Genomic DNA, 26,215 nt, shown 5'->3' with positions numbered 1-26,215 from the left:
CCGTCAGTACTTGGGGCCTACGTGGGCGTCCATGAGGGCTACGGAGGCTTTGCGGGCGACGGAGATGTTGAACGGGTCGCTCCCGCGGGCCAGCGTGCTCCATTCGACGCCCACCGTGTCGAGGGCATCCGTGAAGAGCTTCCGGATGTCGTCCGACTTGTTGGAGAACAGGTACCGCGGGTATTCGTAGCGCTTCCGCTCGCCAGCGACCATGCGGGTCGTCCAGTTCGTGATCCGGCAGCCGTCGGAGTGGATGAGGCCCCGGATGAACTCCCAAGGGTGGGCGTCGACGATGGCTTGCTGCCAGGGCTCGAGGGCGATGGGACGTTCGTGTTTCTTGCCGGGGCCGTGCTGGGGGAGCAGACACACCCAATGCCGTGTGTAGGACTTGACGTCGACGCACCCTGCCCTCTGAAGGCGGTTGACACTGGGCCAGGGGAGGACCTTGCGCATGGCTTCCTCGGCGGCGTCGACCAGACCAGGCCACGAGGCAGTGCAGGTGATCATGAGGTAGTGCTGCTTGGGCTTGGAGATGATGTAGCCGTCGCCGAGGTAAAGGCCGAGTAGGTAGGCGTACGCCGCTGTGTCTTCGGGGATTCCGGGGGATTCCAGGCACCGGACGCAAGGCGGAGTCCGGGGCAGCGGCTCAAGCCGACTCAGCCAATTCGTGATCGCGTGTCGGGAGATGCCCATCTCCTTGCTGACCGAGTTCAGGCTGCGGCCCTGTGCCACCAGGGCAAGTGCTCGCTTGCGTGTGTCCACGTCGTACATATGGACACTGTGGGAGGCTGATCGCGGCGACACACAGCAAAAAGCGGATGTTCACGAGAACGTGGACATCCGCTTGGCGTTGTGACCTTGGAATCTCAGGAAAAGTGCCCCGGGTGGGACTCGAACCCACACTGAATACCTTTTGAGGGTATCGTCTCTGCCGATTGGACTACCGGAGCTCCTGCGAATCGAAGATTTACCTCGACCCGCTGCCCGTCCACCATACCGCAGCTAGGTACGCTCTTGGGAGCAGTACCGGCCTGCCCCGTACCAAGGAGCCCACGTGAGCGCCCCCGAGTCGCCCCAGCCTGTTGACGTGCCTGATGAGGACAACTCGCACGTGCCTCCGATGACGACGCGGGTCGTCATCGCCGAGGACGAGGCCCTGATCCGGCTCGATCTCAAAGAGATGCTGGAGGAGGAGGGGTACACCGTCGTCGGTGAGGCCGGCGACGGGGAGCAGGCCGTGGAGCTGGCTCGTGAGCACCGCCCCGACCTGGTGATCCTGGACGTGAAGATGCCGAAGCTGGACGGTATCTCCGCGGCCGAGAAGATCGCCGAGGAGAGCATCGCGCCGGTGCTGATGCTGACCGCCTTCTCGCAGCGCGACCTCGTGGAGCGGGCCCGGGACGCGGGTGCCATGGCCTACCTGGTGAAGCCGTTCAGCAAGACCGACGTCGTCCCGGCGATCGAGATGGCCGTCTCGCGTTTCACGGAGCTGAAGGAGCTGGAGAAGGAGGTCGCGGACCTCACGCTGCGGCTGGAGACGCGGAAGCTGGTGGACCGGGCCAAGTCGATCCTCCAGACGGAGTACGGGCTGACCGAGCCCGCCGCGTTCCGGTGGATCCAGAAGACGTCGATGGACCGGCGGATGTCGATGCAGCAGGTCGCGGAGGCGGTCATCGACGACGCGGAGGAGAAGAAGGCGTCCAAGGGCTGATCGAGCCCTCCGTTATGTGCGCGAGGCCCGCGTTCCCTGGAAGCAGGGGCGCGGGCCTCGTCGTATCGGCGATTACGGAAGTCAGTCCTCGCCGAGGTACGCCTTGCGGACCGACTCGTCGTGGAGCAGGTCCTGGCCGGTGCCGGACAGGACGATCTTGCCGACTTCCATGACGTGGCCGTGGTCGGCCAGGGAGAGGGCGGCCTGGGCGTTCTGCTCGATGAGCAGGATGGTGGTGCCCTGAGCCTTCAGCTCCTGGATGGTCGCCATGATCTTCTGCATCATGATCGGGGAGAGACCCATGGAGGGTTCGTCGAGCATGAGCAGCTTGGGCCGGGACATCAGGGCCCGTCCCATGGCGAGCATCTGCTGCTCACCGCCCGAGAGGGTGCCGGCGGCCTGCTTCCGGCGCTCCCCGAGGATGGGGAACAGGTCGTAGGCGCGTTTGATGTCCTTCTCGATGCCCTCCTTGTCGTTGCGCAGGAACGCGCCGAGGCGGAGGTTGTCCTCGATGGTCATGCGGGGGAAGATGTGCCGGCCCTCGGGGGAGTGGGCGAGGCCCAGTGAGACCACCTTGTGGGCGGGGATCTTCTTCAGCGACTTGCCGTCGAACCTGATCTCGCCGGAGACCGGCTGGAGAAGTCCGGACAGGGTGCGCAGGGTGGTGGTCTTGCCGGCGCCGTTGGTGCCGATGAGGGTGACGACCTCGCCCGCGTCGACCTTGAACGAGATGCCCTTGACGGCCTCGATCTTGCCGTAGGCGACCCTGAGGTCCTCGACCTCCAGCAGTGCGGTCACTTGTCGTCCCCTTCTGTGGTGCTCTGTGCCTCGGCCTCCGCGGCTTCGACCTCGGCGGCTTCCTCCTTGCCTGGTGCGCCCTCGAAGGGGGTGCCGAGGTAGGCGGCGATGACGCGTTCGTCGGCCTGGACGACTTCGGCGGGCCCTTCGACGATCTTCTCGCCCTGGACGAGCACGGCGACGCGGTCGCAGAGGTTCATGATGAACCGGATGTCGTGTTCGATGACGAGGACGGCGATGCCCTTGTCGCGGATGGCGAAGATCAGTTCCTCGGCGGCGCGGGTCTCCTGCGGGTTCATGCCGGCGGTGGGCTCGTCGAGCAGCAGCAGACCGGGTTCGCTCGCCAGCGCCCGGGCGATCTCCAGCTTGCGCTGCTCGCCGTAGGGCAGGTTGCGGGCGAGGTGGTCTGCCTTGGCGGCGAGTCCGGTGAACTCCAGGAGTTCCATGGCGCGTTCACGGGACTCCTGCTCGGCCTTCTTGAAGCCGGGCAGCCGCAGGAGGGCCGACCAGAGGCCTTCCTTGGTGCGGGTGTGGCGTCCGACCAGCACGTTTTCCAGGACGGTCATGTTGGCGAAGAGCCGGATGTTCTGGAAGGTGCGGGCGATGCCGGCCTGGGTGACCAGGTGCGGCCGGGGCGGCAGGACGGTGTCCCGGTACTTGACGGTGCCTTCGGTGGGGACGTACAGGCCGGTGAGGCAGTTGAAGAAGGTGGTCTTGCCGGCGCCGTTGGGTCCGATGAGGCCGACGATCTCGCCGCTGTTGACGGTGAGGTCGACGGAGCGTACGGCGGTGAGACCGCCGAAGCGCATGGTGACGCCGGAGGCGTCGAGGACCGTCGTGGTGGTGGGTGTGGTGGTGGTCATGGCGGTCACGCCCCTGCCTTGGCGACGCCGGTCGCGCCGTCGGGCAGCGACTTGTCCTCCGGTACGTCGAGCTGTCCGGTCTCGTGGAATTCGAGTTGCTTCCTGCGGTCGGCGACCAGGCCTTCGGGGCGGAAGCGCATGAGGAGCATGAGCGCGACGCCGAAGAGGAGCAGCTGGTACTCCGCCATGAACTGGAGTTTGGCGGGGATGAGGTACAGCAGCGCGGCGCCGATGAGGGGTCCGCTGATGGTGCCCATGCCGCCAAGGATGACGGCGGCGAGCAGGAAGGCCGAGTTCGGCGGTACGGAGCCGGCGAACTGGTACTGCTCGGGGGTGACGCTGTACGACACGTGCGCCTGGACGGTGCCGGCGAGGCCGGCGAGGGAGGCGCCGAGTGCGAAGGCGAGGAGCTTGAGGCGGAAGCCGTTGATGCCCATCGCGGTGGCGGCGGTCTCGTCCTCGCGGATGGCGACCCACGCGCGGCCGATGCGGGACTCCGCCGAGCGGCGGAAGACCATGACGACGATGGCGGTGAACAGCAGCATCAGCAGGTAGTAGTTGCCGGAGCGGGTGAGTTCGTGGCCGAGGACGTTGTGCGGTAGTCCAAGGTTGAAGCCGAAGATCTCCAGGTCCGGGATGTTGGGGACGCCGTTGGAGCCGTTGGTGACGTCCGGTCCGCTGTTGCCGTTCAGGTTGTTCATGGTGATGCGGAAGATCTCACCGAAACCGAGGGTCACGATGGCGAGGTAGTCGCCGCGCAGTCGCAGGGTCGGGGCACCGATCACCACGCCGAAGATCAGCGAGGCGGCGGCGCCGGTGAGGACGGCCGCCCAGAAGGGGAAGTGAACGCCGAAGGTCGACTGCGGGGAGCCGGAGACCAGGGCGGCGGCGTAGGCGCCGACGCCGAGGAAGGCGACGTATCCCAGGTCGAGGAGGCCGGCGAGGCCGACGACGACGTTGAGGCCCAGGGCGACGGTGGCGAAGATGAGGATGTTCGCGCCGATGAGGGCGAACTGGTCGTTGCTCTGGGTGAAGGGGAAGCAGATCGCGGCGGCGAAGGCGGCCGCGAGGGCGACGTTGCGGTGTTTGGCGGTGAGTGCGGAGAGCCGCTTGAGGAGTCCTGCCCGGGTGACGGCGGTGAAGCCGAACGCGGCGGTGATCAGGAAGCCGATGAACAGCTCGGAGTACTCGGTGCCGATGCCGTACGCGAAGACGTACAGGCCGACGCCGAAGCCGGCGGCGATGATCAGGATCTCCACCCAGGAGGGGAGTTCCTTGGCGCGGCCGGGTTCGGGAGCGGTGAGGGAGTGGCGGATCCGGCCCCAGAGGCTGGGCTTCGGGTCGTCGGCGCCGTAGGGCTGGTCGACGGGGAGACCGAGGGCGCCTATGACGGCGAGGAGGGCGCCCATGCCGGAGACCCAGGCGCCGGGTTCGAGGTTGACGAGGCCGCCGAGTTCGTAGGCGATGGCGCCGATGGCGTAGCCGGTGGTGCCGAGGACGCCGAGGGTGCTCAGCAGGACGGGGCTGTTGGTGCCGCCGGGGGTGAGCCAGCCGAGGCCTCGGATGCCGTAGCCGGAGAGGGCGAACAGCAGGGTGAGTGCGGCTCCGGCGAGGGTGAGCACCTGCAGGCCGCCGGGGTAGCCGGTGACGGTGAGGTTGCCGGGGAACTCGTCGGTCCAGGTCCAGGCGAGGAAGGTGCCGACGAGGGCGAGCGCGGAGCCGGTGACGGTGGTGGCGCGTGCCGCTGCGGGCGGCAGGGGGACGACGGGGGTGGCCGGTGCAGTGGGCACCTTGGTGGTGTCCGTCGTCTTGTCGGTGGGAATGTTGGTGGTCATGGGTATCACGCCCGATCCGCGACGCGTTCGCCGAGCAGGCCTTGTGGCCTGAGGAGCAGGACGAGGATGAGCAGGCTGAACGCCCATACGTCCTTCCAGGCGCCGCCGCCGAAGAGTTCCATGCCGGGAATGTTGCCGATGTAGCCGGTGGCGAGGGCCTCGGCGACGCCGAGGACGATGCCGCCGAGCATGGCGCCGTAGATGTTGCCGATGCCGCCGAGGACGGCGGCGGTGAAGGCCTTGAGGCCCATCAGGAAGCCCATGCGGAAGCCGACTTGGCCGTTCTTGAGGCCGTAGGCGACGGCGGCGATGGCGGCGAACGCGGCACCGATGGCGAAGGCCATGACGATGATGCGGTCGGTGTTGACGCCCATGAGCTTGGCGGTGTCGGGGTCCTGGGCGGTGGCCTGCATGCCGCGGCCGGAGCGGGTCTTCGTCACGAAGAGGCCCAGGGCGACCATGCACAGCGGGGCGGCGATGAGGACGAAGAGGTCGCCGCGCTGGATGTTGGCGCCGAAGATATCGAGGGGACCGCCGTCGAACTGCGGGAAGGAGCGGTCCTTCTTGGCGTCCGGGTACCACATCCATACGACCTGCTGCAGGACGATGGACAGGCCGATCGCGGTGATGAGGGGTGCGAGCCGTGGCGCGGTGCGCAGGGGCCGGTAGGCGAAGCGTTCCGCCGCGGTGGCGACGGCGACGGAGACGATGATGCCGCCGAGGATCATGAGGGGGACCGCTGCGGCGAGGCCGAAGCCGTCGGGGAGTACGAGCCAGACGGTGAGGGCCCCGAAGCCCCCGACCATGAAGATCTCGCCGTGGGCGAAGTTGATGAGCTGGACGATGCCGTAGACCATCGTGTAGCCGATCGCGATGAGACCGTACATCGCGCCGAGGATGAGTCCATTGGCCAGCTGTTGCGGCAGTTCGTTCACCGCAGGGCCTCCGTGGAGTGGTTCGGATATGGCGCCGCGCGGGAGCGCTGGTGGGCGCTCCCGCGCGGCCTGGATCAATGTGTGAGGGGAGTGCTCGCTACTCGTCTCCCGGTCAGCCCAGCTTGGGCGAGGCGCTGTACTCGGGCACCCACGCGTTCTTCTTGATCTTGTACGCGGTCATCAGCGTGTTCGTGGTGTCGCCGAACTCGTCGAAGGAGATGGGGCCGGTGACGCCGTCGAACTTGACCTTGCTCATGGCGTCCAGGACCGCCTTGCGGCCGTCGGCCGGGACCTTGCCGTCGTTGCCCTCGACCGCCAGCTTGACGGCCTCGATGATGGACCAGGTGGCGTCGTAGGTGAGGCCGCCGTAGGCCTCGTAGGCGTCCTTGTAGCCCGCGGCCTTGTAGTTCGCGATGAACTCCTTGGCGGAGGGGAGCTGTTCGACGGGCTTGCCCACGGAGGTGGCGAGGTCGCCCTCGGCCTTCTTGTTCAGCTTCGGGAACTCGGCGGAGTAGATGCCGTCGCCGCCCATGAGCGGGATGTTCTGGCCGCTGTCCTTGAGCTGCTGGCTCAGCGGGCCGGCCGCCGGGTACTCGCCGCCGTAGTAGAGGGCCTCGGCGCCGGTCTTCTTGATCTTGGCCACGACGGCGTTGAAGTCACGGTCGTCGGGGTTGATGTGGTCGCTGCCGACGATCTTGCCGCCGAGCTTGGTGTAGTTCGTCTTGAAGGAGGCGGCGAGGCCGGCGCCGTAGGTCTTCTGGTCGTCGATCAGGTAGACCTTCTTGATGCCGGCCTTGCTGTAGAGGTACTCGGCGGCGAAGGCGCCCTGGACCTCGTCGGTGGTGGCGGTGCGGAAGAAGGTCTTGAACTGGCGGACCGAGTTGCCGGTCTTCCAGCCGTCGCCCTGGGTCAGCTCGGTGCCGGTGTTGGCGGGGGAGACCTGGACCAGTCCGGCGTCGTTGAGCGGCTTCTGCATCTGCTGCGAGACGCTGGAGTTCAGGGGACCGACGACGCCGAGGACGTCCTTGTCGCTGATGAACTTCTGGGCGTTCTGCTGGCCGACGGAGGGCTGGGCCTGGTCGTCGAGGGGTTCGAGCTTGAACTCGACGCCCTTGACGAACTCGTCCTTGTTGGCGGTCTTCACCGCGAGGTCGGCGGAGTTCTGGATGCCGAGTCCGAGGGCGGACAGGTCACCGGTGAGCGGGGCGTCGACGCCGATCACGACAGTGGTCTTGTCGCCGCCGCCGCTGCCGTTGCTGCTGTCGTCACGCGACCCGCAGGCGGTGAGGGTGAGCGATCCCGCCGCGAGTGCGGCGGTGATGGCTATGAGCGAACGTTGACGCACGAATCAGGTCCTTTCCCTGGCACGGGCGCCCCCCATGGAACGCGCCGAGTCGAGCGCTGGACCGAAGTGACTTCGAATCCCGTGGCGCGGTGACTGGCGGTGACTCTAAGCCGGTGTGGCGAAATCATGGAGTGGTCTGGCCAAGGCTGTGACGCTCTTGTTATGCCGCGGAGTATCGCAGAGCGCGACGCGAGGGGCGGAAGGGGCGAATTCCGGTCGGTTCGTCGTGTCCGCATGGTGAGAACTCCCTGGATGCGCTCTGGTCGAAAGCAGGGCCGTTCCGTCGTTTTGGTCCTGACATGATTCGTTGCTCGAGGCGACTTCGGCCCGAAACCGGGTGGTGGTTATGCGGTGTTCGGGATGAAAGGGGGTCGGCTGTGGATGTGGAGAATCCGCTTGGCTTGATTGCTTGTGAATTACGCAGAGTTACGGATCGGAAAGGAATCCCGGCGTTCCGGGGCGCTTTTCCGTATGCGCGCACCGCGCCCGGGAATCCCGCCGGGATTCAGCGATTGACGTGGGCGGGGGTCCGTCCCCGGGCGTACGGCGCCGCGGGGCCCGACCCAGTGGGTCGGGCCCCGCGGCGGGAGTCGTCCAGGTGGTCAGGGCAGGGCCACGAACGGTGCCAGGAACGACCGGGCGCCCGGGGTGTCCAGGCGGTATGTCACGTTGGTCGCGTAGCAGGGGGTGTCGCCCGTGATGGTGGTGGCGGCCAGGACGGTCCGGCCGCCGAGTACCGCGAAGTTGGGGCCGCCCGAGTCGCCGTAGCAGGCACCTCCGTTGCCCTGCGGGGCGGTCATCGCCAGACGGGCCCAGGAGTCGTTGAGGGCGTTGAAGGTGACGGGCGCCTTCATGCGGACGCCGCCGCCGGGGTGGGTGTGGCCGCCGGGGCCGTTGACGGCTTCCTGGGTGCCGTAGCCGGCAACGAACCAGTCGGTGGCGTTCAGCCCCTGCGAGCCCAGCCTGCCGAGCTGATTCGCGGTGGGCAGGGTGGCCGGGGTGAAGGTCCAGCGGGCCTTGACCTGGGCGGCGGGCAGTTCGACCACCGCGATGTCGTGGGTGTCGGAGGCGGGCCCCGGGTAGTCGGGGTGGGAGTGGGCGGTGCCCTGGACGGCGACGGCCGCGGCCTGTGCGGCCGGGTCGCCCGGGTACTTCTTCGCCGCCGCGTCGAGCCCGGACTGCACGTCCTGGTCCAGGGAGACGTAGAACCGCACGTTGTCCGGCCAGTCGGTGGTGCAGTGCGCGGCGCTCAGGAAGGTGTCCGCGTCGATCATGGTGCCGGAGCAGACCCAGTCGACCCGGTCGGGGGTCGCGGGGTTGTCGTCGTCGTCCCAGGTGGCCACGAGCGCGCCGACCTCGGTGCGTTCGGGTGCGGGCGTGGCGTTGTAGGAGTTGATGGCGGACGACGGCAGCGCGGTGGCGAGCACGGCGGCACCGGCCGCAGCGGTGACGGCGAGGGCGCGTACGGAGGTCAAGAGAAACCCTTCTAGGGGTGGGACGGGTCTTCTCCTGTGGGGGTGGAGCGTCGCCAGTGAAGCGCCCGGGGGACGGCCGCGACAAGAGCACGACCGTCCCTCCAGGGTTTTCCCTACGTCGGCCGGCCCTGCGTCGGCCGGCTCGGCACCGGTCGACCGGCGTCCGTCAGCTCGCCGCGCGGATGAGCGCCTCGTCGCCCGGGTTCACATCACGCAGCAGGCAGGTCAGCCGGGCCGTACACACTCTTTTGTCGCTTTCATCGGTTATGACGATCTCGTAGGTGGCAGTCGAGCGTCCCCGGTGCACGGGCGTGGCCACACCGGTGACGAGGCCGGAGCGCACCTCGCGGTGGTGGGTGCAGTTCAGGTCGACGCCCACGGCGATCTTGGAGCTGCCGCCGTGCAGCATCGAGCCGACCGAGCCGAGCGTCTCGGCCAGCACCGCGGAGGCCCCGCCGTGCAGCAGTCCGTAGGGCTGGGTGTTGCCCTCGACCGGCATCGTCCCGACGACCCGGTCCGCCGACGCCTCGACGATCTGGACGCCCATCCGGGTCCCGAGGTGGCCCGCGGAGAACAGGGCCAAGAGGTCGACACCGAGAGCGGCGTACTCGTCGATGACCTCTTGCGGGAACTTCACATGCCGCTGTTCACCCATGGGGTCCGGTCTCCGTTCGTCCAGATCATGTGGTTGCCTCTGCGGCTGAGCAAGCGCTCAGTCGGTAGCCGATTGTTCCAGACGCACCACGACGGACTTGCTGGCCGGGGTGTTACTGGTGTCCGCCGTGGCGTCCAGCGGCACCAGCACGTTGGTCTCCGGGTAGTACGCGGCGGCGCAGCCCCGGGCCGTCGGGTAGTGCACGACCCGGAAACCGGGCGCCCTGCGTTCCACGCCGTCCTTCCACTCACTGACCAGGTCGACGTAAGCGCCGTCCGCCAGCTTCAGGGCACGTGCGTCCTCGGGGTTGACCAGCACCACCCGGCGGCCGTTCCTGATGCCCCGGTAACGGTCGTCGAGGCCGTAGACCGTGGTGTTGTACTGGTCGTGCGAGCGCAGCGTCTGGAGCAGCAGGCGGCCCTCGGGCAGCTGGGGGTACTCCACGGGGGCGGCGGTGAAGTTGGCCTTGCCGGTGGCCGTGGGGAAGCGGCGTTCGTCGCGCGGGGCGTGCGGGAGCGTGAAGCCGCCGGGGCGGGCCACGCGCGCGTTGAAGTCCTCGAAGCCGGGGATCACGCGCGCGATGCGGTCCCGGATCGTCGCGTAGTCCTTCTCGAACTCCTCCCAGGGCGTGGCGCTGTTCTCGCCCAGCACGCGGCGGGCCAGGCGGCAGACGATGGCCGGCTCGGACAGCAGATGCCGGCTCGCGGGCTCCAGCCGCCCCCGGGAGGCGTGCACCATGCCCATCGAGTCCTCGACGGTCACGAACTGCTCGCCGCTTCCCTGGAGGTCGCGCTCGGTGCGGCCGAGCGTCGGGAGGATCAGCGCACGCGCGCCCGTGATCACGTGCGAGCGGTTCAGCTTCGTCGACACGTGCACGGTCAGCCGGGCCCGCCGCATGGCCGCCTCGGTGACCTCCGTGTCCGGGGACGCGGAGACGAAGTTGCCGCCCATGGCGAAGAAGACCTTCGCCTCGCCGTCGCGCAGGGCGCGGATGGCCCGTACGACGTCGAAGCCGTGCTCGCGCGGCGGGGCGAAGCCGAACTCCTTCTCCAGGGCGTCCAGGAACGCCGGGGCGGGGCGCTCGAAGATGCCCATCGTACGGTCGCCCTGCACGTTCGAGTGGCCGCGCACCGGGCACACGCCCGCGCCCGGGCGGCCGATGTTGCCGCGCAGGAGAAGGAAGTTGACCACTTCCCTGATGGTCGGCACCGAGTGCTTGTGCTGGGTGAGACCCATGGCCCAGCAGACGATGGTCCGCTCCGAGGTCAGAACCATACGGAGGGCCTTCTCTATGTCCTCCCGGGCCAGCCCGGTCGCCGCGAGCGTCTCGTCCCAGTCGGCGGCGCGGGCGGCCTCGGCGAACTCCTCGTAGCCGTGCGTGTGCTCCCGCACGAACGCCTCGTCGACCGCGCCCTCCGTCTCGACGATCAGCTTGTTGAGGAGACGGAACAGGGCCTGGTCGCCGCCGATGCGGATCTGGAGGAACAGGTCGGTCAGCGCGGCGCCCTTGAGCATGCCCTGCGGGGTCTGCGGGTTCTTGAAGCGCTCCAGGCCGGCCTCGGGCAGCGGGTTGACGCTGATGATCTTCGCCCCGTTGTCCTTGGCCTTCTCCAGGGCGGACAGCATGCGCGGGTGGTTCGTCCCCGGGTTCTGGCCGGCGACGATGATCAGGTCGGCCTTGTACAGGTCCTCCAGAAGGACGCTGCCCTTGCCGATGCCGATCGTCTCCGACAGGGCCGAGCCGGACGACTCGTGGCACATGTTCGAGCAGTCGGGCAGATTGTTCGTGCCGAGCTCGCGGGCGAACAGCTGGTAGAGGAACGCGGCCTCGTTGCTGGTGCGGCCCGAGGTGTAGAAGACGGCCTCGTCCGGGGAGCCGAGGGCGGCGATCTCCTCGGCGACGATGCCGAAGGCGCGCTCCCAGGTGACCGGCTCGTAGTGCGTGCCCCCCTCGGGGAGATACACGGGGTGGGTCAGGCGCCCCTGCTGTCCCAGCCAGTAGCCGCTGCGGCCGGCCAGGTCGGCGACCGGGTGCGCGGCGAAGAACTCGGGCGTGACCCGGCGCAGCGTGGCTTCCTCGGCGACGGCCTTCGCGCCGTTCTCGCAGAACTCCGCCTTGTGCCGGTGCTCCGGCTCCGGCCAGGCGCAGCCCGGGCAGTCGAAGCCGTCCTTCTGGTTGACGCTCAGCAGCGTCAGCGCGGTGCGCTTCACGCCCATCTGCTGCTGGGCGACGCGCAGCGTGTGCCCGATCGCGGGGAGGCCCGCTGCCGCGTGCTGTGGCCCGGCGACCTGCGGCGCGTCCTGAACCGGATCACTCTTGGGCGGCTTCCTCGCCATCGCACGCTCCCCTTCGACCGCGTTGTGAGGTACGTCTCCGATCCTCGCACGCGGCGGTGACATCGAGTGGGGGCGGGCCGGGGCGAGGGCCCGCCCCGGCGCCCGCGCCGCCGCGGGCCGGGTCCGGGGCCGGGTCCGGGGCCGGGGCCGAGTGTCAGTGGGGCGTGGCAGGATCGGGGGCGTGGCAGAGACAGCATCGAAGACGACCGACAAGACCTCCGGCGGCAGCCGTCCGCGACTGATGCTCATGGACGGGCACTCGCTGGCCTACCGAGCGTTCTTCGCGCTGCCCGCGGAGAACTTCACCACCGCGACGGGCCAGCCGACGAACGCGATCTACGGCTTCGCGTCGATGCTGGCCAACACGCTGCGCGACGAGGCGCCGACGCACTTCGCGGTCGCCTTCGACGTCTCCCGCAAGACCTGGCGCTCCCAGGAGTTCACGGAGTACAAGGCGAACCGCTCCAAGACCCCGGACGAGTTCAAGGGCCAGGTCGAGCTGATCGGCGAGCTCCTCGACGCGATGGGCGCCGTCCGCTTCGCGGTCGACGGCTTCGAGGCGGACGACGTGATCGCCACCCTCGCCACGCAGGCCGAGGCCGAGGGCTTCGAGGTGCTGATCGTCACCGGCGACCGGGACTCCTTCCAGCTGGTCAGCGAGCACACCACCGTGCTGTACCCGACCAAGGGCGTCTCCGAGCTGACCCGCTTCACCCCCGAGAAGGTGTTCGAGAAGTACGGGCTGACGCCCGCGCAGTACCCCGACTTCGCGGCCCTGCGCGGCGACCCCTCCGACAACCTCCCCGGCATCCCCGGCGTCGGCGAGAAGACCGCCGCGAAGTGGATCAACCAGTTCGGCTCCTTCGCCGAGCTCGTCGAGCGCGTGGACGAGGTCAAGGGCAAGGCCGGGCAGAACCTCCGCGACCACCTGGAAGCGGTCAAGCTCAACCGCCGGCTCACGGAGCTGGAGCGCCGGGTCGAGCTCCCCAAGGGCGTCGCCGACCTGGAGCGGACCGCCTACGACCGCAAGGCCGTCGCGATGATCCTGGACACCCTGGAGATCCGCAACCCCTCCCTGCGCGAGCGGCTCTTCGCCGTCGACCCGGGCGCCGAGGAGGCCGAGACCACCCCGATCAGCACGGACGGCGTGCAGCTGGACGGCACGGTGCTCGGCACCGGCGAGCTGGCCGGCTGGCTCACCGAGCACGGCACCCAGCCCCTCGGCGTCGCCACGGTCGATGCCTGGGCGCTCGGCACGGGCTCGGTCGCCGAGGTCGCGCTCGCCGCACCCGGCGGGGCGGCCGCCTGGTTCGACCCCTCCCAGCTGGACGAGGCCGACGAGAAGGCCTTCGCGGCCTGGCTCGCCGACGCCGCCCTGCCCAAGATCTTCCACAACGCCAAGGGCGCGATGCGGGTCTTCGCCGAGCACGGCTGGAGTGTCGAGGGCGTGCGCATGGACACCGCGCTCGCCGCCTACCTCGTCAAGCCGGGCCGCCGCTCCTTCGACCTGGACGCGTTGTCCCTGGAGTACCTGCACCGCGAGCTGGCCCCCGCCGCCGCGGCCGACGGCCAGCTCGCCTTCGGCGCGGACGAGGGCGCCGAGGCCGAGGCCCTGATGATCCAGGCCCGTGCCGTCCTCGACCTGGGCGAGGCCTTCGAGAGCCGCCTGGAGGAGGTCGGCGCCGCGGACCTGCTGCGCGACATGGAGCTGCCCACATCCGCGCTGCTCGCCCGCATGGAGCGGCACGGCATCGCGGCCGACCGGCCCCATCTGGAGGCCATGGAGCAGATGTTCGCCGGCGCGGTCCAGCAGGCGGTGAAGGAAGCCCACGCGGCAGCCGGGCACGAGTTCAACCTGGGCTCGCCCAAGCAGCTCCAGGAGGTCCTCTTCGGCGAGCTGGCCCTGCCCAAGACGAAGCGGACGAAGACCGGCTACACCACGGACGCCGACGCGTTGGCCTGGCTCGCCACCCAGACGGACAACGAACTGCCGGTGATCATGCTCCGCCACCGCGAGCAGGCCAAGCTCCGCGTCACCGTCGAGGGCCTGATCAAGACGATCGCCGCGGACGGCCGTATCCACACGACGTTCAACCAGACGGTCGCCGCGACCGGCCGCCTTTCCTCCACGGACCCGAACCTGCAGAACATCCCGGTCCGCACCGACGAGGGCCGCGCGATCCGCCGCGGCTTCGTCGTCGGCGAGGGCTTCGAGTCCCTGATGACGGCCGACTACAGCCAGATCGAGCTGCGCGTGATGGCCCACCTCTCCGAGGACGCGGGCCTGATCGAGGCGTTCACCTCCGGCGAGGACCTGCACACCACGGCCGCCTCCCAGGTCTTCGCGGTCGAGCCGACCGCGGTGGACGCCGAGATGCGCCGCAAGATCAAGGCCATGTCGTACGGCCTGGCCTACGGACTGTCCGCTTTCGGCCTCTCCCAGCAGCTGAACATCGATGCGGCGGAGGCCCGCGCCCTGATGGACGCGTACTTCGAGCGGTTCGGCGGCGTACGGGACTATCTGCGCCGGGCGGTCGACGAGGCCCGGGCGACGGGCTACACGGCGACGCTCTTCGGGCGTCGCCGCTACCTGCCCGACCTCAACAGCGACAACCGGCAGCGCCGTGAGGCGGCCGAGCGGATGGCCCTCAACGCGCCCATCCAGGGCACGGCGGCCGACATCGTCAAGATCGCCATGCTCAAGGTGGACAGCGCACTGAAGGACGCCGGGCTCGCCTCCCGCATGCTGCTCCAGGTCCACGACGAAATCGTGCTGGAGATCGCCCCCGGGGAGCGGGCTGCCGCCGAGGAACTCGTCCGCCGCGAGATGGCGAACGCCGTCCACCTCCGCGTCCCGCTGGGCGTCTCGGTGGGCTCGGGCCGGGACTGGGAGTCGGCGGCGCACTAGTCCCACACATCGCGCGCAGCAGTCCCGGAGCACTGAAGCAGTCCCGGAGCAGCCCACGCGGGTATGCCCTCGGCCGAGCGCGGAGCCGGGGGCATCCGCCACCTCCGCTCCCGCCCCGCTCCCGCGGAAAACATCACTCGCGTGGCCCCCGAGAAAGGGCCCCCGCCCCCGGCGGTCGCAAAGATGCGGGCATGGGTATACGCACGCTCCTTCGCCGCACGGCCCCAGGCGCGGCACTCCCGCCGGTCCCGCCCTTCGCGGCAGCCGCCAGCACGATCCGCGTCCCCGCCACTCTCACCACGGCCCTGCGCCACACGACGGCGGACCTCCGGCAGCGCCTGGCCCACGGACGCCGGGCGACCGATCCCACCGGCGTCGGCGACGTGTCCGCTGCGACTGGCCGCACTGGCACCGGCGACGTGATGGCCGTCCCGGGGCGCACGGGCGCCGGCAAAGTGTCCGCTGCCACAGGCCTCACCAGCCCCAGTGACGTGTCCGCCATCCTCGGTCTCACCGGCGGCACAGCCCCCACGGCCCGGCACCCACACAAGGCCGATGGCCCCGGCCGGACCTGCCGCCCCTGGGGAGACCTGGCCCGCAGCTACCTGACGCTCGTCCTCGCCCTGCTCCCACGGCCCCGCCCCGCGCACACCACCATCACCGTGTACATCGCGACCACCGGGCCCCTCAGCGAGCGCCCGACCGGCTCGGCTCCGCGTCATCGACCTGGTCAGGACCGCCCGGGGCCTGGTCCGGGGCCGGAGCCGGACGCCACACCCTGACTCCGACGGCGTACAGCAGCAGCGCCGGGACGAGCCCCGCGCCCGCTCCGAAGCACACCGTCGGAACGATCTCCCACGGTTTCGCGCTCGAACCCCAGTAGGCCCACCACCGCGACGCCCGCTGCACCGCCCCGACCAGCGCGAAGCCGCCGATCACCGCACCCGCCAGCCACCGGTCCCGCACCGACAGCACCGGGACCCCCACCGGCACGCGCGCAGGCGCTCGTCGCACGGCCTGTGCCACGAACACGGCGATCACGACGGCGGCCACCGCCGAACCGCCGTACTGCAGGTACCAGTACAGCGGCGAGCCCGCCACCTCCCGGCCCAGGACCGGAAACAGCCGCATCCCCCACCGGTCGAGATGCGTGAACGCGTCCCACACGACGTGCGTCAACGCGCCGAGCACCGCGGACACATACCACCGCAGCACCAGCAACGGCCGAACACGCGCACGGGGCACCCCGCACCGCACCAGCGCGGAAACCCGCCCCTGCCGGGCCCACGGCAGCAGCGCCACCAGCGGTTCGCGCACCAGCAGCCACAGTCCCACCAGCGCCCAGGCGATGAGCACGTCGACCGTGCACACACCCGGGAACGAGTGCGTGACGTCACCGAACTCCATCGCCCCGGACACCACACTCGCCGCGTAGTAGGTCATGTCGGGCGCGAAGGAGCCCGCCACGAGCACGGCGGGCACCAGCGGGCCCCGGCCGGTGCCGTCGATGCGTACGGCGGGCAGTACGGCCGCCGCGTGGCTCAGCGTGAACGGCAACTCGGCTCCTCATGACGGTCGTTGCCAGGGCGATCGGAGGGCCCAGTATGCGGGATGCCGCAACACCGGCCGCCCGCCGCGCTCACCACATGACCAACTGGTGAAAACCGGGCACGAACGGGTGCCCGGGCAAAGGAAGTTGTCGTAGGGTCGCCAGGGTCACCGTGCCGGTGGCAGGAGACAGGCCCGTCGGAGGGCAACCACTCGGGCCGGTCGATCGTCACAACAGAGCGAACGCAACAGAAGTGCGCGTACGCGACACAAGAGCGCGACAGACAGAGACGGGCGCTCGGGCGTCCACGGGAGGGGTTCACTCTATGGCGGCGCAATTCGGCAGGAGGCTGCGCAAGGGGGCGGCGACCACCGCCGTGGCCGCGGTAGCGGTCGCGGCCCTGTCCGCCTCCCAGGCTCCGGGCGTGAACGACCACGGCAGACAGACCGCCGCGGACGCCACCCCCTCACCCGACGCCAGTGCCTCCGACGGCAGCGCCACCGGCAACTCGCCGTACTACACGGACCTGCCGCCGCTCAACAGCCCGAGCCCGTCACCGAGCACCGGGCCGGGGCCCACCACCCCCGGCACCTCCGAGGCGGGCATCCCCGCGACCGTCCTCGACGCCTACAAGAAGGCCGAGGCCGCGCTGCGCGACGACAAGCCCGGCTGCAACCTGCCCTGGCAACTCCTCGCCGCCATCGGCCGGGTGGAGTCGGGCCAGGCCCGCGGCGGCCGCGTCAACGCCGAGGGCACCACCCTCTCGCCGATCCTGGGCCCGCAGCTCGACGGCAACGGCTTCGCCCTCATCAAGGACACCGACAACGGCGCCTTCGACGGCAACAGCACCTACGACCAGGCCGTCGGCCCCATGCAGTTCATCCCGTCCACCTGGGCCTGGGCAGGCCGCGACGCCAACGGCGACGGCAAGAAGGACCCCAACAACATCTACGACGCCGCACTCGCCGCCGGCCACTACCTCTGCCGCTTCAACTGGGACTTGTCCGATCAGAAGGACCTCGACCGCGCGATCCTCAGCTACAACAACTCGCGGGAGTACCTGAACCTGGTCATGCGGTGGCTGGAGTACTACCGCAAGGGCACGCACGAGATCCCCGACGGCACCGGCACGCTGCCCGACAACCGCAGCGACGAAGGGGCCGGGACGAGCCCCAGCCCCAGCCCCACCACGCCGAGCACGCCCGGCACGCCGACTGCGGGCGGCTCCACGCCCAAGCCCCGACCCAAGCCGGAAAAGCCCGGTGGGGGCGGCACGTCGAAACCGAAGCCGCCCACCACTCCGCCGGGCTCCCCGAGCCCACCGCCCTCGTCGTCTCCCACGCCCACCGACACGGTGCACCACCTGGAGGACGCCGGGACGGCGAAGCTCACCGCGATGGCGGGCGAGGCGTTCACCCAGCGGATCAGCACCCGCGCCGAGACGAAGGCCGGAAAGGCCGTCGCCAAGGTCAGGATCCGCTTCACCATCGTCGGCGACACGGACACCACGTTCACGGGCGGCGAGAGCGTGGCCACAGTCGCCACCAACAGCTCCGGAGTGGCCGTCGCACCCGCACTCCAGGCGGGGGAGAAGACGGGCGACGTCACCGTCCGGGCCACCGTCGTGGGCCGTATGGTCGCGGGCCTCGACTACACGGCCACCGTCACCGAGCGCGCCGCCGACGCCCTCGCCCGCACCGGTGACGCCGCGCTGACCTGCACCCCGGGCGGCGAGTTCGCCAACCAGGTCGAGGTGAAGGCCACGTACAAGGGCGCCGTCGCGGACGGCGTCGCGGCCACCGCCACGCTCATCAAGTCGGCGGACGATCCGACCGCCAACGACAAGGGCCCCTACTTCAAGAGCGCCGACGGAAAGGCCGTACGCACGCTGACCGGCCTGAAGACGGACGCGAAGGGCCTGCTGAAGCTGCCGAAGCTCTACGCGGACGACACCACCGGCACGTTCCTGCTCCGCATCGACACCGAGGGCGGAGCGACCCTCACCGTCGAACTGACCGTGGCGGCTGCCGAGACGTCCTCACCGAGCCCCTCGGCCAGTCCCAGCGCGTAGTTCTCAGGTACGACGGACGGCGCCCCTCTTTGAAGAGGGGCGCCGTTTTTCAGGAGGGGCGCGTCGTTGTGCGTGCAACGTGTTCTCATCTCCGCCGCGCGTTGCTACGGTGCCGAGAAACCTGACGGTGTATCAGCTCACCCGTGGGGAGGCCCCCTATGCGCGCCCTCGTCGCCGCCGCCACCGGTCTCGCCGTCGCGTTCGCCCTGGTCCTGACGCTGACCGCCCTCGGTACCCCCTCGGGCGGGACGTCCCCGAAGCCGCTGCTGACGACGGTTCCCGCACACCCCTGACCGCCCGCCCGGGAGGGAGGCCGAGATGCGCCGCAAAGCCGGCCTGGTCCTGCTCGCCCTCGCCGTGTTCTTCGCGGCCCTGTCCCCGCTGCTGCGCTGGTACGCCTTCCCGCGCCTCGCCAAGGTCCCCGCGCACCAATACCAGGACATGGTCCTGGAGGCGGAGAACGCCACCCTCCTCGACTACGGCACGATGCGGGCCCGCACGGTCCCCAAGGTCACGATCGTGCAGACCCTCAAGGGCAACGTCGAGGCCTCCGAGCGGATCGAGGAGTCGGCGGGCCGCGACGTGGTCGTCTGGGACGGCCTGTCCTACGTCGCCGGGCCCGACGGGAAGATGGTGTCGAAGATCCCCGAGCGCTACATCTTCGACGCCCACACCCAGGAACCCGTCCACGCCACCGGCGAGATGGTCGACGGCGATCCCGTGCGCCGCGAGGGCATCGAGTTCAAATGGCCGTTCCTCACGGAGAAACGGGACTACGAGTACTTCGACGCCCAGGCCCGCGTCACCGCCCCCATCCACTACAGGGGCACACAGGACTTCCGCGGCCTGGAGGTCTACTACTTCGAGCAGACCATCCCGTGGACCAAGGTGAGGATCCCGAAGACCCTGCCCGTGGAGGGCCTCACCCCCGAGTCGGTCGCCGGGACCGGCACCACCCGCTGGTACACCACGGTCCGCAAGTTCTGGGTCGAACCCCTCACCGGCGCCCCCGTCTACGGCGAGGAACTCCACAAGGAGGAACTGCGCGGCGGCACGCTCCTCGGCGACCGTGACAAGGTGACCGCGTTCGCCGGGCACGTGAAGATGCGCAAGGACTACATCACGCACACGGTCGACCTGGTGAAGTCCCAGCGCCTGCTCATCCTGCTGATGACGTCCTACCTGCCGTGGGGCTCCCTGACCCTCGGCGTCCTCCTGCTGGCCCTCGCCCTGTACCTGGAGGCCCGCAGCCGCCGCCCGTCCGGCCCGGCCCCCACGGAGAGCGAGGAACCGTCACCGGTCAGCGCCTGAGCCGGGCGGTGGTCAGCGCCTGAGCCGGGCGCTGGTGTGCCGGGTCGGCTCGGCACCGGCCGGGTCCTCGGGCCACGGATGCTTCGGATACCGCCCGCGCAGCTCCGCCCGTACGCCCTTGTAGCCGTCCTTCCAGAACGAGGCCAGGTCGGCGGTGACGGCGGCGGGCCGCCCGGCCGGGGACAGCAGATGGACGAGCAGCGGCACCCCTGCGACGCGCGGCGACTCCTGGAGGCCGAACATCTCCTGCAACTTCACCGCCAGCACCGGCTGCTCGGGCCGGGAGTAGTCGACGCGGATCCTCGACCCGCTCGGCACCGAGATCCGCTCCGGAGCGAGCTCGTCGAGCCTCCCGGCCTCCCCGGACGCCCAGGGCAGGAGCCTCGCGAGCGCCTCCCCGGCGTCGATCCGCGCCAGGTCGGCCCGCCGCCGGGCCCGGCTCAGCTCCGGCTCCAGCCACTCCTCCACGCGCGCGTGCAGCGCGTCGTCGGAGACGTCGGGCCACGGTTCACCGAGGTGCAGCCGCAGAAACGCCAGCCGCTGCCGCAGGGCACCGGCCTCCGCCGACCTCCGCAGCACCCCGAGCCCCTCCTGCCGCAGCCCGTCCAGCAGCGCACCGCGTACGAGCCCGGGATCGGCGTCCTTCAGCGGCCGCACCGCCAGCTCCACGGCCCCCAGCCGCTCCACCCGCCGCGCCACGACGTCCCCACCGTCCCAGCGCACCTCGTCCCGCTCCTCCAGCAGCGCCCCCGCGGCGAGCCGCGCCACGCCCTCGTCGACCACGGCCCCGAGCCGCACGCGCGCGTGCCCCTTCCCGACGGGCCGGTCGGCGACGGCGACGGCGATCCAGGGAACGCCCCGCAGCGCGCTCCCGTCACCGACCTCGGCACGGGTCCCGGAGACCATCAGGTACGACCCACCGTCGCTCCTGGCGACGCGCTCGGGAAAAGCGAGAGCGGCAACGACCCCGACCTGCCGCTCTTCCGGGGAGTCCGCCCAGGCCCCGACGTCGGCATCTTGCGGCCAGTTACCGGTGGGAGGGTGGGAAACGCCCGAAACGACGGCCCGCAGCCGCCGAACCTCACTCCGCCACCGCGAGGAGTAGGCGTCACCCCCACGCCGAGCCCGCCGCAAGGCACCCGCCAGATCATCCCCGTACTCCCGAGGAGCCTCCTCACTCAACAGGGCGACGATTTCCGAGGCCCGCTCAGCCCCCAGGAACGGCACGGAATCCACCAGGGCCCGCCCCAACCGCGGATGCAGTCCCAACCGAGCCAGCGCAGCACCCCGCTCCGTGGCCCGACCGGCGGGGTCGACCGCCCCCACCGCCGCCAGCACATCCCGTGCCGCCGCCATCGCCCCAGCCGGCGGCGGGTCCAGCAACGCCAGCCCGGACGCGTCCGGATCCCCCCAGCACGCCACCTGAAGCGCGAACGCCGTCAGGTCGGCCACCTTGATCTCCGGCGAGGGAAAACGCGGCAGACGAGCGTCCTCGGCCTCCGCCCAGCACCGGTACACCGCTCCCGGCGCCTCACGCCCGGCCCGCCCCGCCCGCTGCCGCCCGGCCGCCTGCGACGCCCGCACCGTCGTCAGCGCGCTCAACCCGCGCGCGTGGTCGACGCGAGGCTCCCGCGCCAGTCCGGAGTCGACGACCACGCGCACCCCGGGAACCGTCAGCGACGACTCCGCCACCGACGTGGCCAGCACCACCCGCCGCCGTTCCCCGCCGGCCAGCACGGCGTCCTGCACCGCCGCGGGCGCCCGCCCGTGCACCTGGAGCACTTCGACGTCCCCGAGCTCCCCGAGCTGCCCGGCGACCCGGGCGATCTCGCCGACGCCCGGCAGGAAACACAGCACGTCCCCGTCCCGCTCGCCCAGTGCCCGCCGTACCACCGACGCCACATGCGTCAGCAGCGCCGGATCGACACGCATCCCGTGCGGCGGCCGTACGGGCCGCACCGGCGGCGCCCACACGACCTCGACCGGATACGCCGCCCCCTGGGCCTCGACCACCGGAGCGCCGCCCAGCAGCGCGGCCCACCCCTGCGCGTCGGTCGTCGCCGAGGCGGCCACCAGCCGCAGCTCCGGGCGCAGCGTCTGCCGTACGTCCCACAGGAACGCCGCCGCCGTGTCCGCGTCCAGATGCCGCTCGTGGCACTCGTCGAGCACCACCACATCGGCACCGGCCAGCTCCTGGTCGCGCTGCACCCGCTGCACCAGTACACCGGTCGTGACGACCTCCACGCGTGTGTGCCGCCCGACGACGCGTTCCCCGCGCACGGTGTAGCCGACGCTCTCGCCCACCTTCTCGCCCAGCAGCCACGCCATCCGCCGCGCCGCCGCCCGGGCCGCGATCCGCCGCGGCTCGGCGACGATCACCCGCCGCCGGGGCCCCTCCCCGAGCAGCCCCGCCAGAGCCAGGGGCACCAGAGTCGTCTTTCCGGTGCCGGGCGGCGCCACGAGGACAGCGGTGCCGTGCCCCTCCAGTGCGTCGTCCAGAGCGGGCAGGGCACCGCGTACGGGCAGGGCGTCCAGGGCGTCGTAACGGATCACGTACTCAGTGTCGTACGGCGCGGAAGGTGCCTGTCACGCGCGCGTGCCTCAGTCCTTTTCGCACACGAAGATCGCCGTCCCCGGGATCAGGTTCCCGCGCAGCGGCGACCAGCCGCCCCACTCGGAGGAGTTCCAGGCCGGCCACTCCGGCTCCACCAGGTCCACCAGCCGGAAGCCCGAGGCGACCACGTCCCGGACGCGGTCGCCGAGCGTGCGGTGGTGCTCGACGTAGACCGCTCGGCCCTCCTCGTCCTGCTCGACGTAGGGCGTGCGGTCGAAGTACGAACCCGACACCGACAGCCCCTCCGGTCCCGGCTCGTCCGGGAAGGCCCAGCGGATCGGGTGCGTCACCGAGAAGACCAGACGGCCCCCGGGCCGCAGCACCCGGTGTGCCTCGCGCAGGACCAGGCGCGGATCGGCGACGAAGGGCAGCGCGCCGTAGGCCGAGCAGACCAGGTCGAAGGAGCCGTCGGCGAAGGGCAGCGCACCGGCGTCCGCGCACACCAGAGGGAACGATCCGCCGATGCGCAGCGCGTGCTGCAACTGCCGGTGCGAGATGTCCAGGGCCACCGGGCGGGCGCCCTGGCCGGCCAGCCAGCGCGAGCACTGCGCCGCGCCCGCGCCGAGCTCCAGGACGTCCCTGCCCTTCAGCTCCTCCGGCGGGCCGAGCAGCTCGGCCTCCACCTCGTCCAGCCCCTCGGGGCCCCACACGAAGCGGTCGTCACCGAGGAAGGTGCCGTGCTCGGTCTGGTACTCGTCCGCGTTGCGGTCCCACCAGCCACGGTTGGCGCGGGAACTCTCCGTGACCCCCGCGGTACGCCGGGTGGCCTCGGGTTCGGACGCTTCGGGCTCTTGGATGATCGGCTCCCTCGTCGTACTCTTCCGTCCAGCCGGCGCCGGAGGTGTCCCGAAGGGGGCGTTGCACGCCCTACGTGGCCTCGGACGACACGACTTGTGCCGGGTATGCGGGGTTCCGCCCCGGGTGGGTGGCTTCGCACATTGACCCTGCCCGGCTGCCCCCGTATGCTACAAGTTGCGCTGCGGGCCTGCGCACCTCAGACGTAGCAGGCTGCGCTCGCATCTGTATGTATGTCCCCTCGGTTGTCGAGGCGCCACCAGTTTGGTGTGGCGCTTCCTTGGCTGTCCGGCTTCTGCAGAGCGAAACGGGCTCCCGGCGTAGCAGTACCTACGACTTCAATGTCCGTACCGGAGCCCTTTCCCACATGACGAGCAGCACCGAGACCACCGCCACCACCCCGCAGGTAGCGGTCAACGACATCGGTAACGAGGAAGCCTTCCTCGCCGCGATCGACGAGACGATCAAGTACTTCAACGACGGCGACATCGTCGACGGCGTCATCGTGAAGGTCGACCGGGACGAGGTCCTGCTCGACATCGGTTACAAGACCGAAGGTGTGATCCCGAGCCGCGAGCTCTCGATCAAGCACGACGTCGACCCCAACGAGGTCGTCGCCGTCGGTGACGAGATCGAGGCCCTTGTTCTCCAGAAGGAGGACAAGGAAGGCCGCCTGATCCTCTCGAAGAAGCGCGCCCAGTACGAGCGTGCCTGGGGCACCATCGAGAAGATCAAGGAAGAGGACGGGATCGTCACCGGTACCGTCATCGAGGTCGTCAAGGGTGGTCTCATCCTCGACATCGGCCTCCGTGGCTTCCTCCCGGCCTCCCTGGTCGAGATGCGCCGCGTTCGCGACCTCCAGCCCTACGTGGGCAAGGAGCTCGAGGCCAAGATCATCGAGCTGGACAAGAACCGCAACAACGTGGTCCTGTCCCGCCGTGCCTGGCTCGAGCAGACCCAGTCCGAGGTCCGCCAGACGTTCCTCACGACCCTGCAGAAGGGTCAGGTCCGCTCCGGCGTCGTCTCCTCGATCGTCAACTTCGGTGCCTTCGTGGACCTGGGTGGCGTCGACGGCCTGGTCCACGTCTCCGAGCTTTCCTGGAAGCACATCGACCACCCCTCCGAGGTTGTCGAGGTCGGCCAGGAGGTCACCGTCGAGGTCCTCGACGTCGACATGGACCGCGAGCGCGTCTCCCTGTCGCTGAAGGCGACCCAGGAAGACCCGTGGCAGCAGTTCGCCCGCACCCACCAGATCGGCCAGGTCGTGCCCGGCAAGGTCACGAAGCTGGTTCCGTTCGGTGCGTTCGTCCGCGTGGACGAGGGCATCGAGGGTCTGGTCCACATCTCCGAGCTGGCCGAGCGCCACGTGGAGATCCCGGAGCAGGTCGTCCAGGTCAACGACGAGATCTTCGTCAAGGTCATCGACATCGACCTCGAGCGCCGTCGCATCAGCCTCTCGCTGAAGCAGGCCAACGAGGCCTTCGGTGCCGACCCGGCGTCGGTCGAGTTCGACCCGACCCTGTACGGCATGGCCGCGTCGTACGACGACCAGGGCAACTACATCTACCCCGAGGGCTTCGACCCCGAGACCAACGACTGGCTCGAGGGCTACGAGACCCAGCGCGAGGCCTGGGAGACCCAGTACGCCGAGGCGCAGCAGCGCTTCGAGCAGCACCAGGCGCAGGTCATCAAGTCGCGTGAGGCGGACGAGAAGGCCGCTGCCGAGGGTGGCGAGGCCGCCGCTCCGGCCGCGTCCGGCGGTGGTGGCGGTTCGTACTCCTCCGAGGGCCCGGACAACTCCGGCGCGCTGGCCTCGGACGAGGCGCTTGCCGCGCTTCGCGAGAAGCTGGCCGGCGGCCAGAGCTGACGCCCGCTGAGCAGTAGCTCCTGACTGAGGGGCCGTACCTTTCGAGGTGCGGCCCCTCAGTGCTGCCTCCGGAAAGATCATGATTCTCCTCCTCCGGGGAATGCCCGCCCCCGCAAGGGCGTTGTGCCGTACGGACACGAGGAGGAGCGGTCACTGTGCTAGATCCGCAGGGCTTGTACGCATGGGAGCCGAAGGGCCTGGCCGTCGTCGACATGGCGTTGGCCCAGGAGTCGGCCGGACTTGTCATGCTCTACCACTTCGACGGATACATCGACGCGGGCGAGACGGGCGACCAGATCGTCGACCGGCTGCTCGACTCGCTGCCCCACCAGGTCGTCGCCCGCTTCGACCACGACCGGCTCGTGGACTACCGGGCCCGCCGCCCGCTGCTGACGTTCAAGCGCGACCGCTGGAGCGACTACGAGGAGCCCGCGATCGAGGTGCGGCTGGTGCAGGACGCCACCGGAGCACCGTTCCTGCTGCTGTCCGGCCCCGAGCCGGACGTGGAGTGGGAGCGCTTCGCCGCGGCCGTGCAGCAGATCGTGGAGCGGCTCGGCGTCCGTCTGTCGGTGAACTTCCACGGCATCCCCATGGGCGTCCCGCACACCCGGCCCGTCGGCCTGACCCCGCACGGCAACCGCACCGACCTCGTCCCGGGCCACCGCAGCCCCTTCGAGGAGGCCCAGGTGCCCGGCAGCGCCGAGTCCCTGGTCGAGTACCGCCTGCTCCAGGCCGGACACGACGTCCTGGGCGTGGCCGCCCACGTCCCGCACTACATCGCCCGCTCCCCGTACCCGGACGCGGCCCTGACGGTCCTGGAGGCCATCACGGCGGCGACCGGGCTGGTGCTGCCCGGCATCGCCCACGCCCTGCGCTCGGACGCCCACCGCACCCAGACGGAGATCGACCGGCAGATCCGCGAGGGCGACGAGGACCTCACCGCGCTCGTCGAGGGCCTGGAGCACCAGTACGACGCCGTCGCGGGCGCCGAGACCCGGGGCAACATGCTCGCCGAGCCGGTGGACATCCCGTCCGCGGACGAGATCGGGCGGGAGTTCGAGAAGTTCCTGGCGGAGAGAGAAGGCGACGGCTGAGCTCGGGGAGACCTGGACAGGGCCCTGCCCCTGGCAGGGCCTAAGCTCGGCT

General features: G+C 70.2%; 19 protein-coding genes and 1 tRNA gene. 7 read left to right on the top strand and 13 right to left on the bottom strand.

The genetic code is table 11. From position 1 onward, the window contains the following. Window positions 1-3: 3 nt before the first annotated feature. Together HDA41_RS10080 and HDA41_RS10075 are read right to left on the bottom strand one after the other, a co-directional pair. The gene (locus tag HDA41_RS10080) at window positions 4-771 is read right to left on the bottom strand and encodes a helix-turn-helix domain-containing protein (RefSeq protein WP_184982678.1); all 768 of its coding nucleotides are present in this window, start codon (window positions 769-771) and stop codon (window positions 4-6) included. Window positions 772-876: 105 nt separating this feature from the next. After that, window positions 877-950: transfer RNA gene (locus HDA41_RS10075), tRNA-Leu, on the bottom strand. A gap of 104 nt (window positions 951-1,054) precedes the next feature. On the opposite strand from HDA41_RS10075, the gene HDA41_RS10070 reads away from it, so the two are divergent. After that, a complete protein-coding gene (locus HDA41_RS10070; protein ID WP_184982677.1) occupies window positions 1,055-1,711 on the top strand; it encodes an ANTAR domain-containing response regulator in 657 nt (218 codons plus the stop codon). An 81-nt stretch (window positions 1,712-1,792) separates the two neighbouring features. On the opposite strand, the gene HDA41_RS10065 is transcribed toward HDA41_RS10070, so the two are convergent. The 8 genes from HDA41_RS10065 to HDA41_RS10030 form a co-directional block, all read right to left on the bottom strand. Then, window positions 1,793-2,509, bottom strand: a complete 717-nt coding sequence (locus HDA41_RS10065; protein WP_184982676.1) for an ABC transporter ATP-binding protein — start codon at window positions 2,507-2,509, stop codon at window positions 1,793-1,795. After that, window positions 2,506-3,372 (bottom strand): ABC transporter ATP-binding protein, encoded by an 867-nt coding sequence (locus HDA41_RS10060; protein ID WP_184982675.1) that lies wholly within the window; start codon window positions 3,370-3,372, stop codon window positions 2,506-2,508. Before HDA41_RS10060 ends, HDA41_RS10065 begins: the two co-directional genes overlap by 4 nt. 5 nt (window positions 3,373-3,377) lie before the next feature. Next, entirely contained in the window at window positions 3,378-5,207 is a 1,830-nt protein-coding gene (locus HDA41_RS10055) for a branched-chain amino acid ABC transporter permease (protein ID WP_230299565.1), read from the bottom strand. Window positions 5,208-5,212: 5 nt separating this feature from the next. Beyond that, window positions 5,213-6,142 carry a branched-chain amino acid ABC transporter permease gene (locus HDA41_RS10050; RefSeq protein WP_184982674.1) on the bottom strand — a complete coding sequence of 310 codons (930 nt, stop codon included), beginning with the start codon at window positions 6,140-6,142 and terminating at the stop codon, window positions 5,213-5,215. Between the two features lie 112 nt (window positions 6,143-6,254). Then, window positions 6,255-7,487 (bottom strand): branched-chain amino acid ABC transporter substrate-binding protein, encoded by a 1,233-nt coding sequence (locus tag HDA41_RS10045; protein ID WP_184982673.1) that lies wholly within the window; start codon window positions 7,485-7,487, stop codon window positions 6,255-6,257. 602 nt (window positions 7,488-8,089) lie between these two features. After that, on the bottom strand, window positions 8,090-8,962 hold the full coding sequence (locus tag HDA41_RS10040; protein WP_184982672.1) for a trypsin-like serine protease: 873 nt from the start codon (window positions 8,960-8,962) through the stop codon (window positions 8,090-8,092). 166 nt (window positions 8,963-9,128) lie between these two features. Further along, window positions 9,129-9,617, bottom strand: coding sequence for a PaaI family thioesterase (locus HDA41_RS10035; RefSeq protein WP_184982671.1), 489 nt, complete (start codon window positions 9,615-9,617; stop codon window positions 9,129-9,131). Window positions 9,618-9,674: 57 nt separating this feature from the next. Beyond that, entirely contained in the window at window positions 9,675-11,954 is a 2,280-nt protein-coding gene (locus HDA41_RS10030; protein WP_184982669.1) for an FdhF/YdeP family oxidoreductase, read from the bottom strand. 181 nt (window positions 11,955-12,135) lie between these two features. Between HDA41_RS10030 and polA the strand changes: the two genes are divergently transcribed. Continuing rightward, window positions 12,136-14,862 (top strand): DNA polymerase I, encoded by a 2,727-nt coding sequence (gene polA, locus HDA41_RS10025; RefSeq protein WP_184982667.1) that lies wholly within the window; start codon window positions 12,136-12,138, stop codon window positions 14,860-14,862. A 687-nt stretch (window positions 14,863-15,549) separates the two neighbouring features. Here the strand turns inward: polA and HDA41_RS10020 are convergent. Next, window positions 15,550-16,419 carry a DUF4184 family protein gene (locus HDA41_RS10020; protein WP_184982665.1) on the bottom strand — a complete coding sequence of 290 codons (870 nt, stop codon included), beginning with the start codon at window positions 16,417-16,419 and terminating at the stop codon, window positions 15,550-15,552. Window positions 16,420-16,736: 317 nt separating this feature from the next. Here HDA41_RS10020 and HDA41_RS10015 point away from each other — a divergent pair, with 317 nt between their 5' ends. The 3 genes from HDA41_RS10015 to pgfA all read left to right on the top strand — a co-directional run bounded on the left by HDA41_RS10015 (window position 16,737) and on the right by pgfA (window position 19,793). Then, entirely contained in the window at window positions 16,737-18,482 is a 1,746-nt protein-coding gene (locus HDA41_RS10015) for a lytic transglycosylase domain-containing protein (RefSeq protein WP_184982663.1), read from the top strand. A gap of 158 nt (window positions 18,483-18,640) precedes the next feature. Continuing rightward, the gene (locus HDA41_RS10010) at window positions 18,641-18,775 is read left to right on the top strand and encodes an SPW_0924 family protein (RefSeq protein ID WP_184982661.1); all 135 of its coding nucleotides are present in this window, start codon (window positions 18,641-18,643) and stop codon (window positions 18,773-18,775) included. A 25-nt stretch (window positions 18,776-18,800) separates the two neighbouring features. Further along, window positions 18,801-19,793, top strand: a complete 993-nt coding sequence (pgfA, locus tag HDA41_RS10005; RefSeq protein WP_184982659.1) for a cell envelope lipid trafficking protein PgfA — start codon at window positions 18,801-18,803, stop codon at window positions 19,791-19,793. Between the two features lie 12 nt (window positions 19,794-19,805). Here pgfA and hrpB read toward each other — a convergent pair whose 3' ends face one another. Then, a complete protein-coding gene (gene hrpB / locus HDA41_RS10000) occupies window positions 19,806-22,346 on the bottom strand; it encodes an ATP-dependent helicase HrpB (RefSeq protein ID WP_184982657.1) in 2,541 nt (846 codons plus the stop codon). Between the two features lie 48 nt (window positions 22,347-22,394). Next, window positions 22,395-23,207 carry a class I SAM-dependent methyltransferase gene (locus HDA41_RS41140; RefSeq protein WP_376706855.1) on the bottom strand — a complete coding sequence of 271 codons (813 nt, stop codon included), beginning with the start codon at window positions 23,205-23,207 and terminating at the stop codon, window positions 22,395-22,397. Between the two features lie 362 nt (window positions 23,208-23,569). Here HDA41_RS41140 and rpsA point away from each other — a divergent pair, with 362 nt between their 5' ends. Continuing rightward, on the top strand, window positions 23,570-25,069 hold the full coding sequence (gene rpsA / locus HDA41_RS09990; protein ID WP_059422100.1) for a 30S ribosomal protein S1: 1,500 nt from the start codon (window positions 23,570-23,572) through the stop codon (window positions 25,067-25,069). A 155-nt stretch (window positions 25,070-25,224) separates the two neighbouring features. After that, window positions 25,225-26,163 carry a PAC2 family protein gene (locus HDA41_RS09985; RefSeq protein ID WP_184982655.1) on the top strand — a complete coding sequence of 313 codons (939 nt, stop codon included), beginning with the start codon at window positions 25,225-25,227 and terminating at the stop codon, window positions 26,161-26,163. The last annotated feature ends 52 nt before the right edge of the window (window positions 26,164-26,215 follow it).

This window comes from Streptomyces caelestis (assembly GCF_014205255.1).
In the GTDB taxonomy this organism is placed as follows: Bacteria; Actinomycetota; Actinomycetes; order Streptomycetales; family Streptomycetaceae; genus Streptomyces; species Streptomyces caelestis.
Note: the sequence above shows the minus strand (reverse complement) of the source record. Positions and strands in the feature narration are given on the sequence as shown.

Bases quoted from the DNA above. Each gene is read 5' to 3' on its own strand.
- pgfA (WP_184982659.1), top strand. From the start codon at position 18,801: ATGCGCCGCAAAGCCGGCCTGGTCCTGCTCGCCCTCGCCGTGTTCTTC.
- rpsA (WP_059422100.1), top strand. From the start codon at position 23,570: ATGACGAGCAGCACCGAGACCACCGCCACCACCCCGCAGGTAGCGGTC.
- HDA41_RS10030 (WP_184982669.1), bottom strand. From the start codon at position 11,954: ATGGCGAGGAAGCCGCCCAAGAGTGATCCGGTTCAGGACGCGCCGCAG.
- HDA41_RS10015 (WP_184982663.1), top strand. From the start codon at position 16,737: ATGGCGGCGCAATTCGGCAGGAGGCTGCGCAAGGGGGCGGCGACCACC.
- HDA41_RS10080 (WP_184982678.1), bottom strand. From the start codon at position 771: ATGTACGACGTGGACACACGCAAGCGAGCACTTGCCCTGGTGGCACAG.
- HDA41_RS10010 (WP_184982661.1), top strand. From the start codon at position 18,641: ATGCGCGCCCTCGTCGCCGCCGCCACCGGTCTCGCCGTCGCGTTCGCC.
- HDA41_RS10060 (WP_184982675.1), bottom strand. From the start codon at position 3,372: ATGACCACCACCACACCCACCACCACGACGGTCCTCGACGCCTCCGGC.
- HDA41_RS10035 (WP_184982671.1), bottom strand. From the start codon at position 9,617: ATGGGTGAACAGCGGCATGTGAAGTTCCCGCAAGAGGTCATCGACGAG.
- HDA41_RS10055 (WP_230299565.1), bottom strand. From the start codon at position 5,207: ATGACCACCAACATTCCCACCGACAAGACGACGGACACCACCAAGGTG.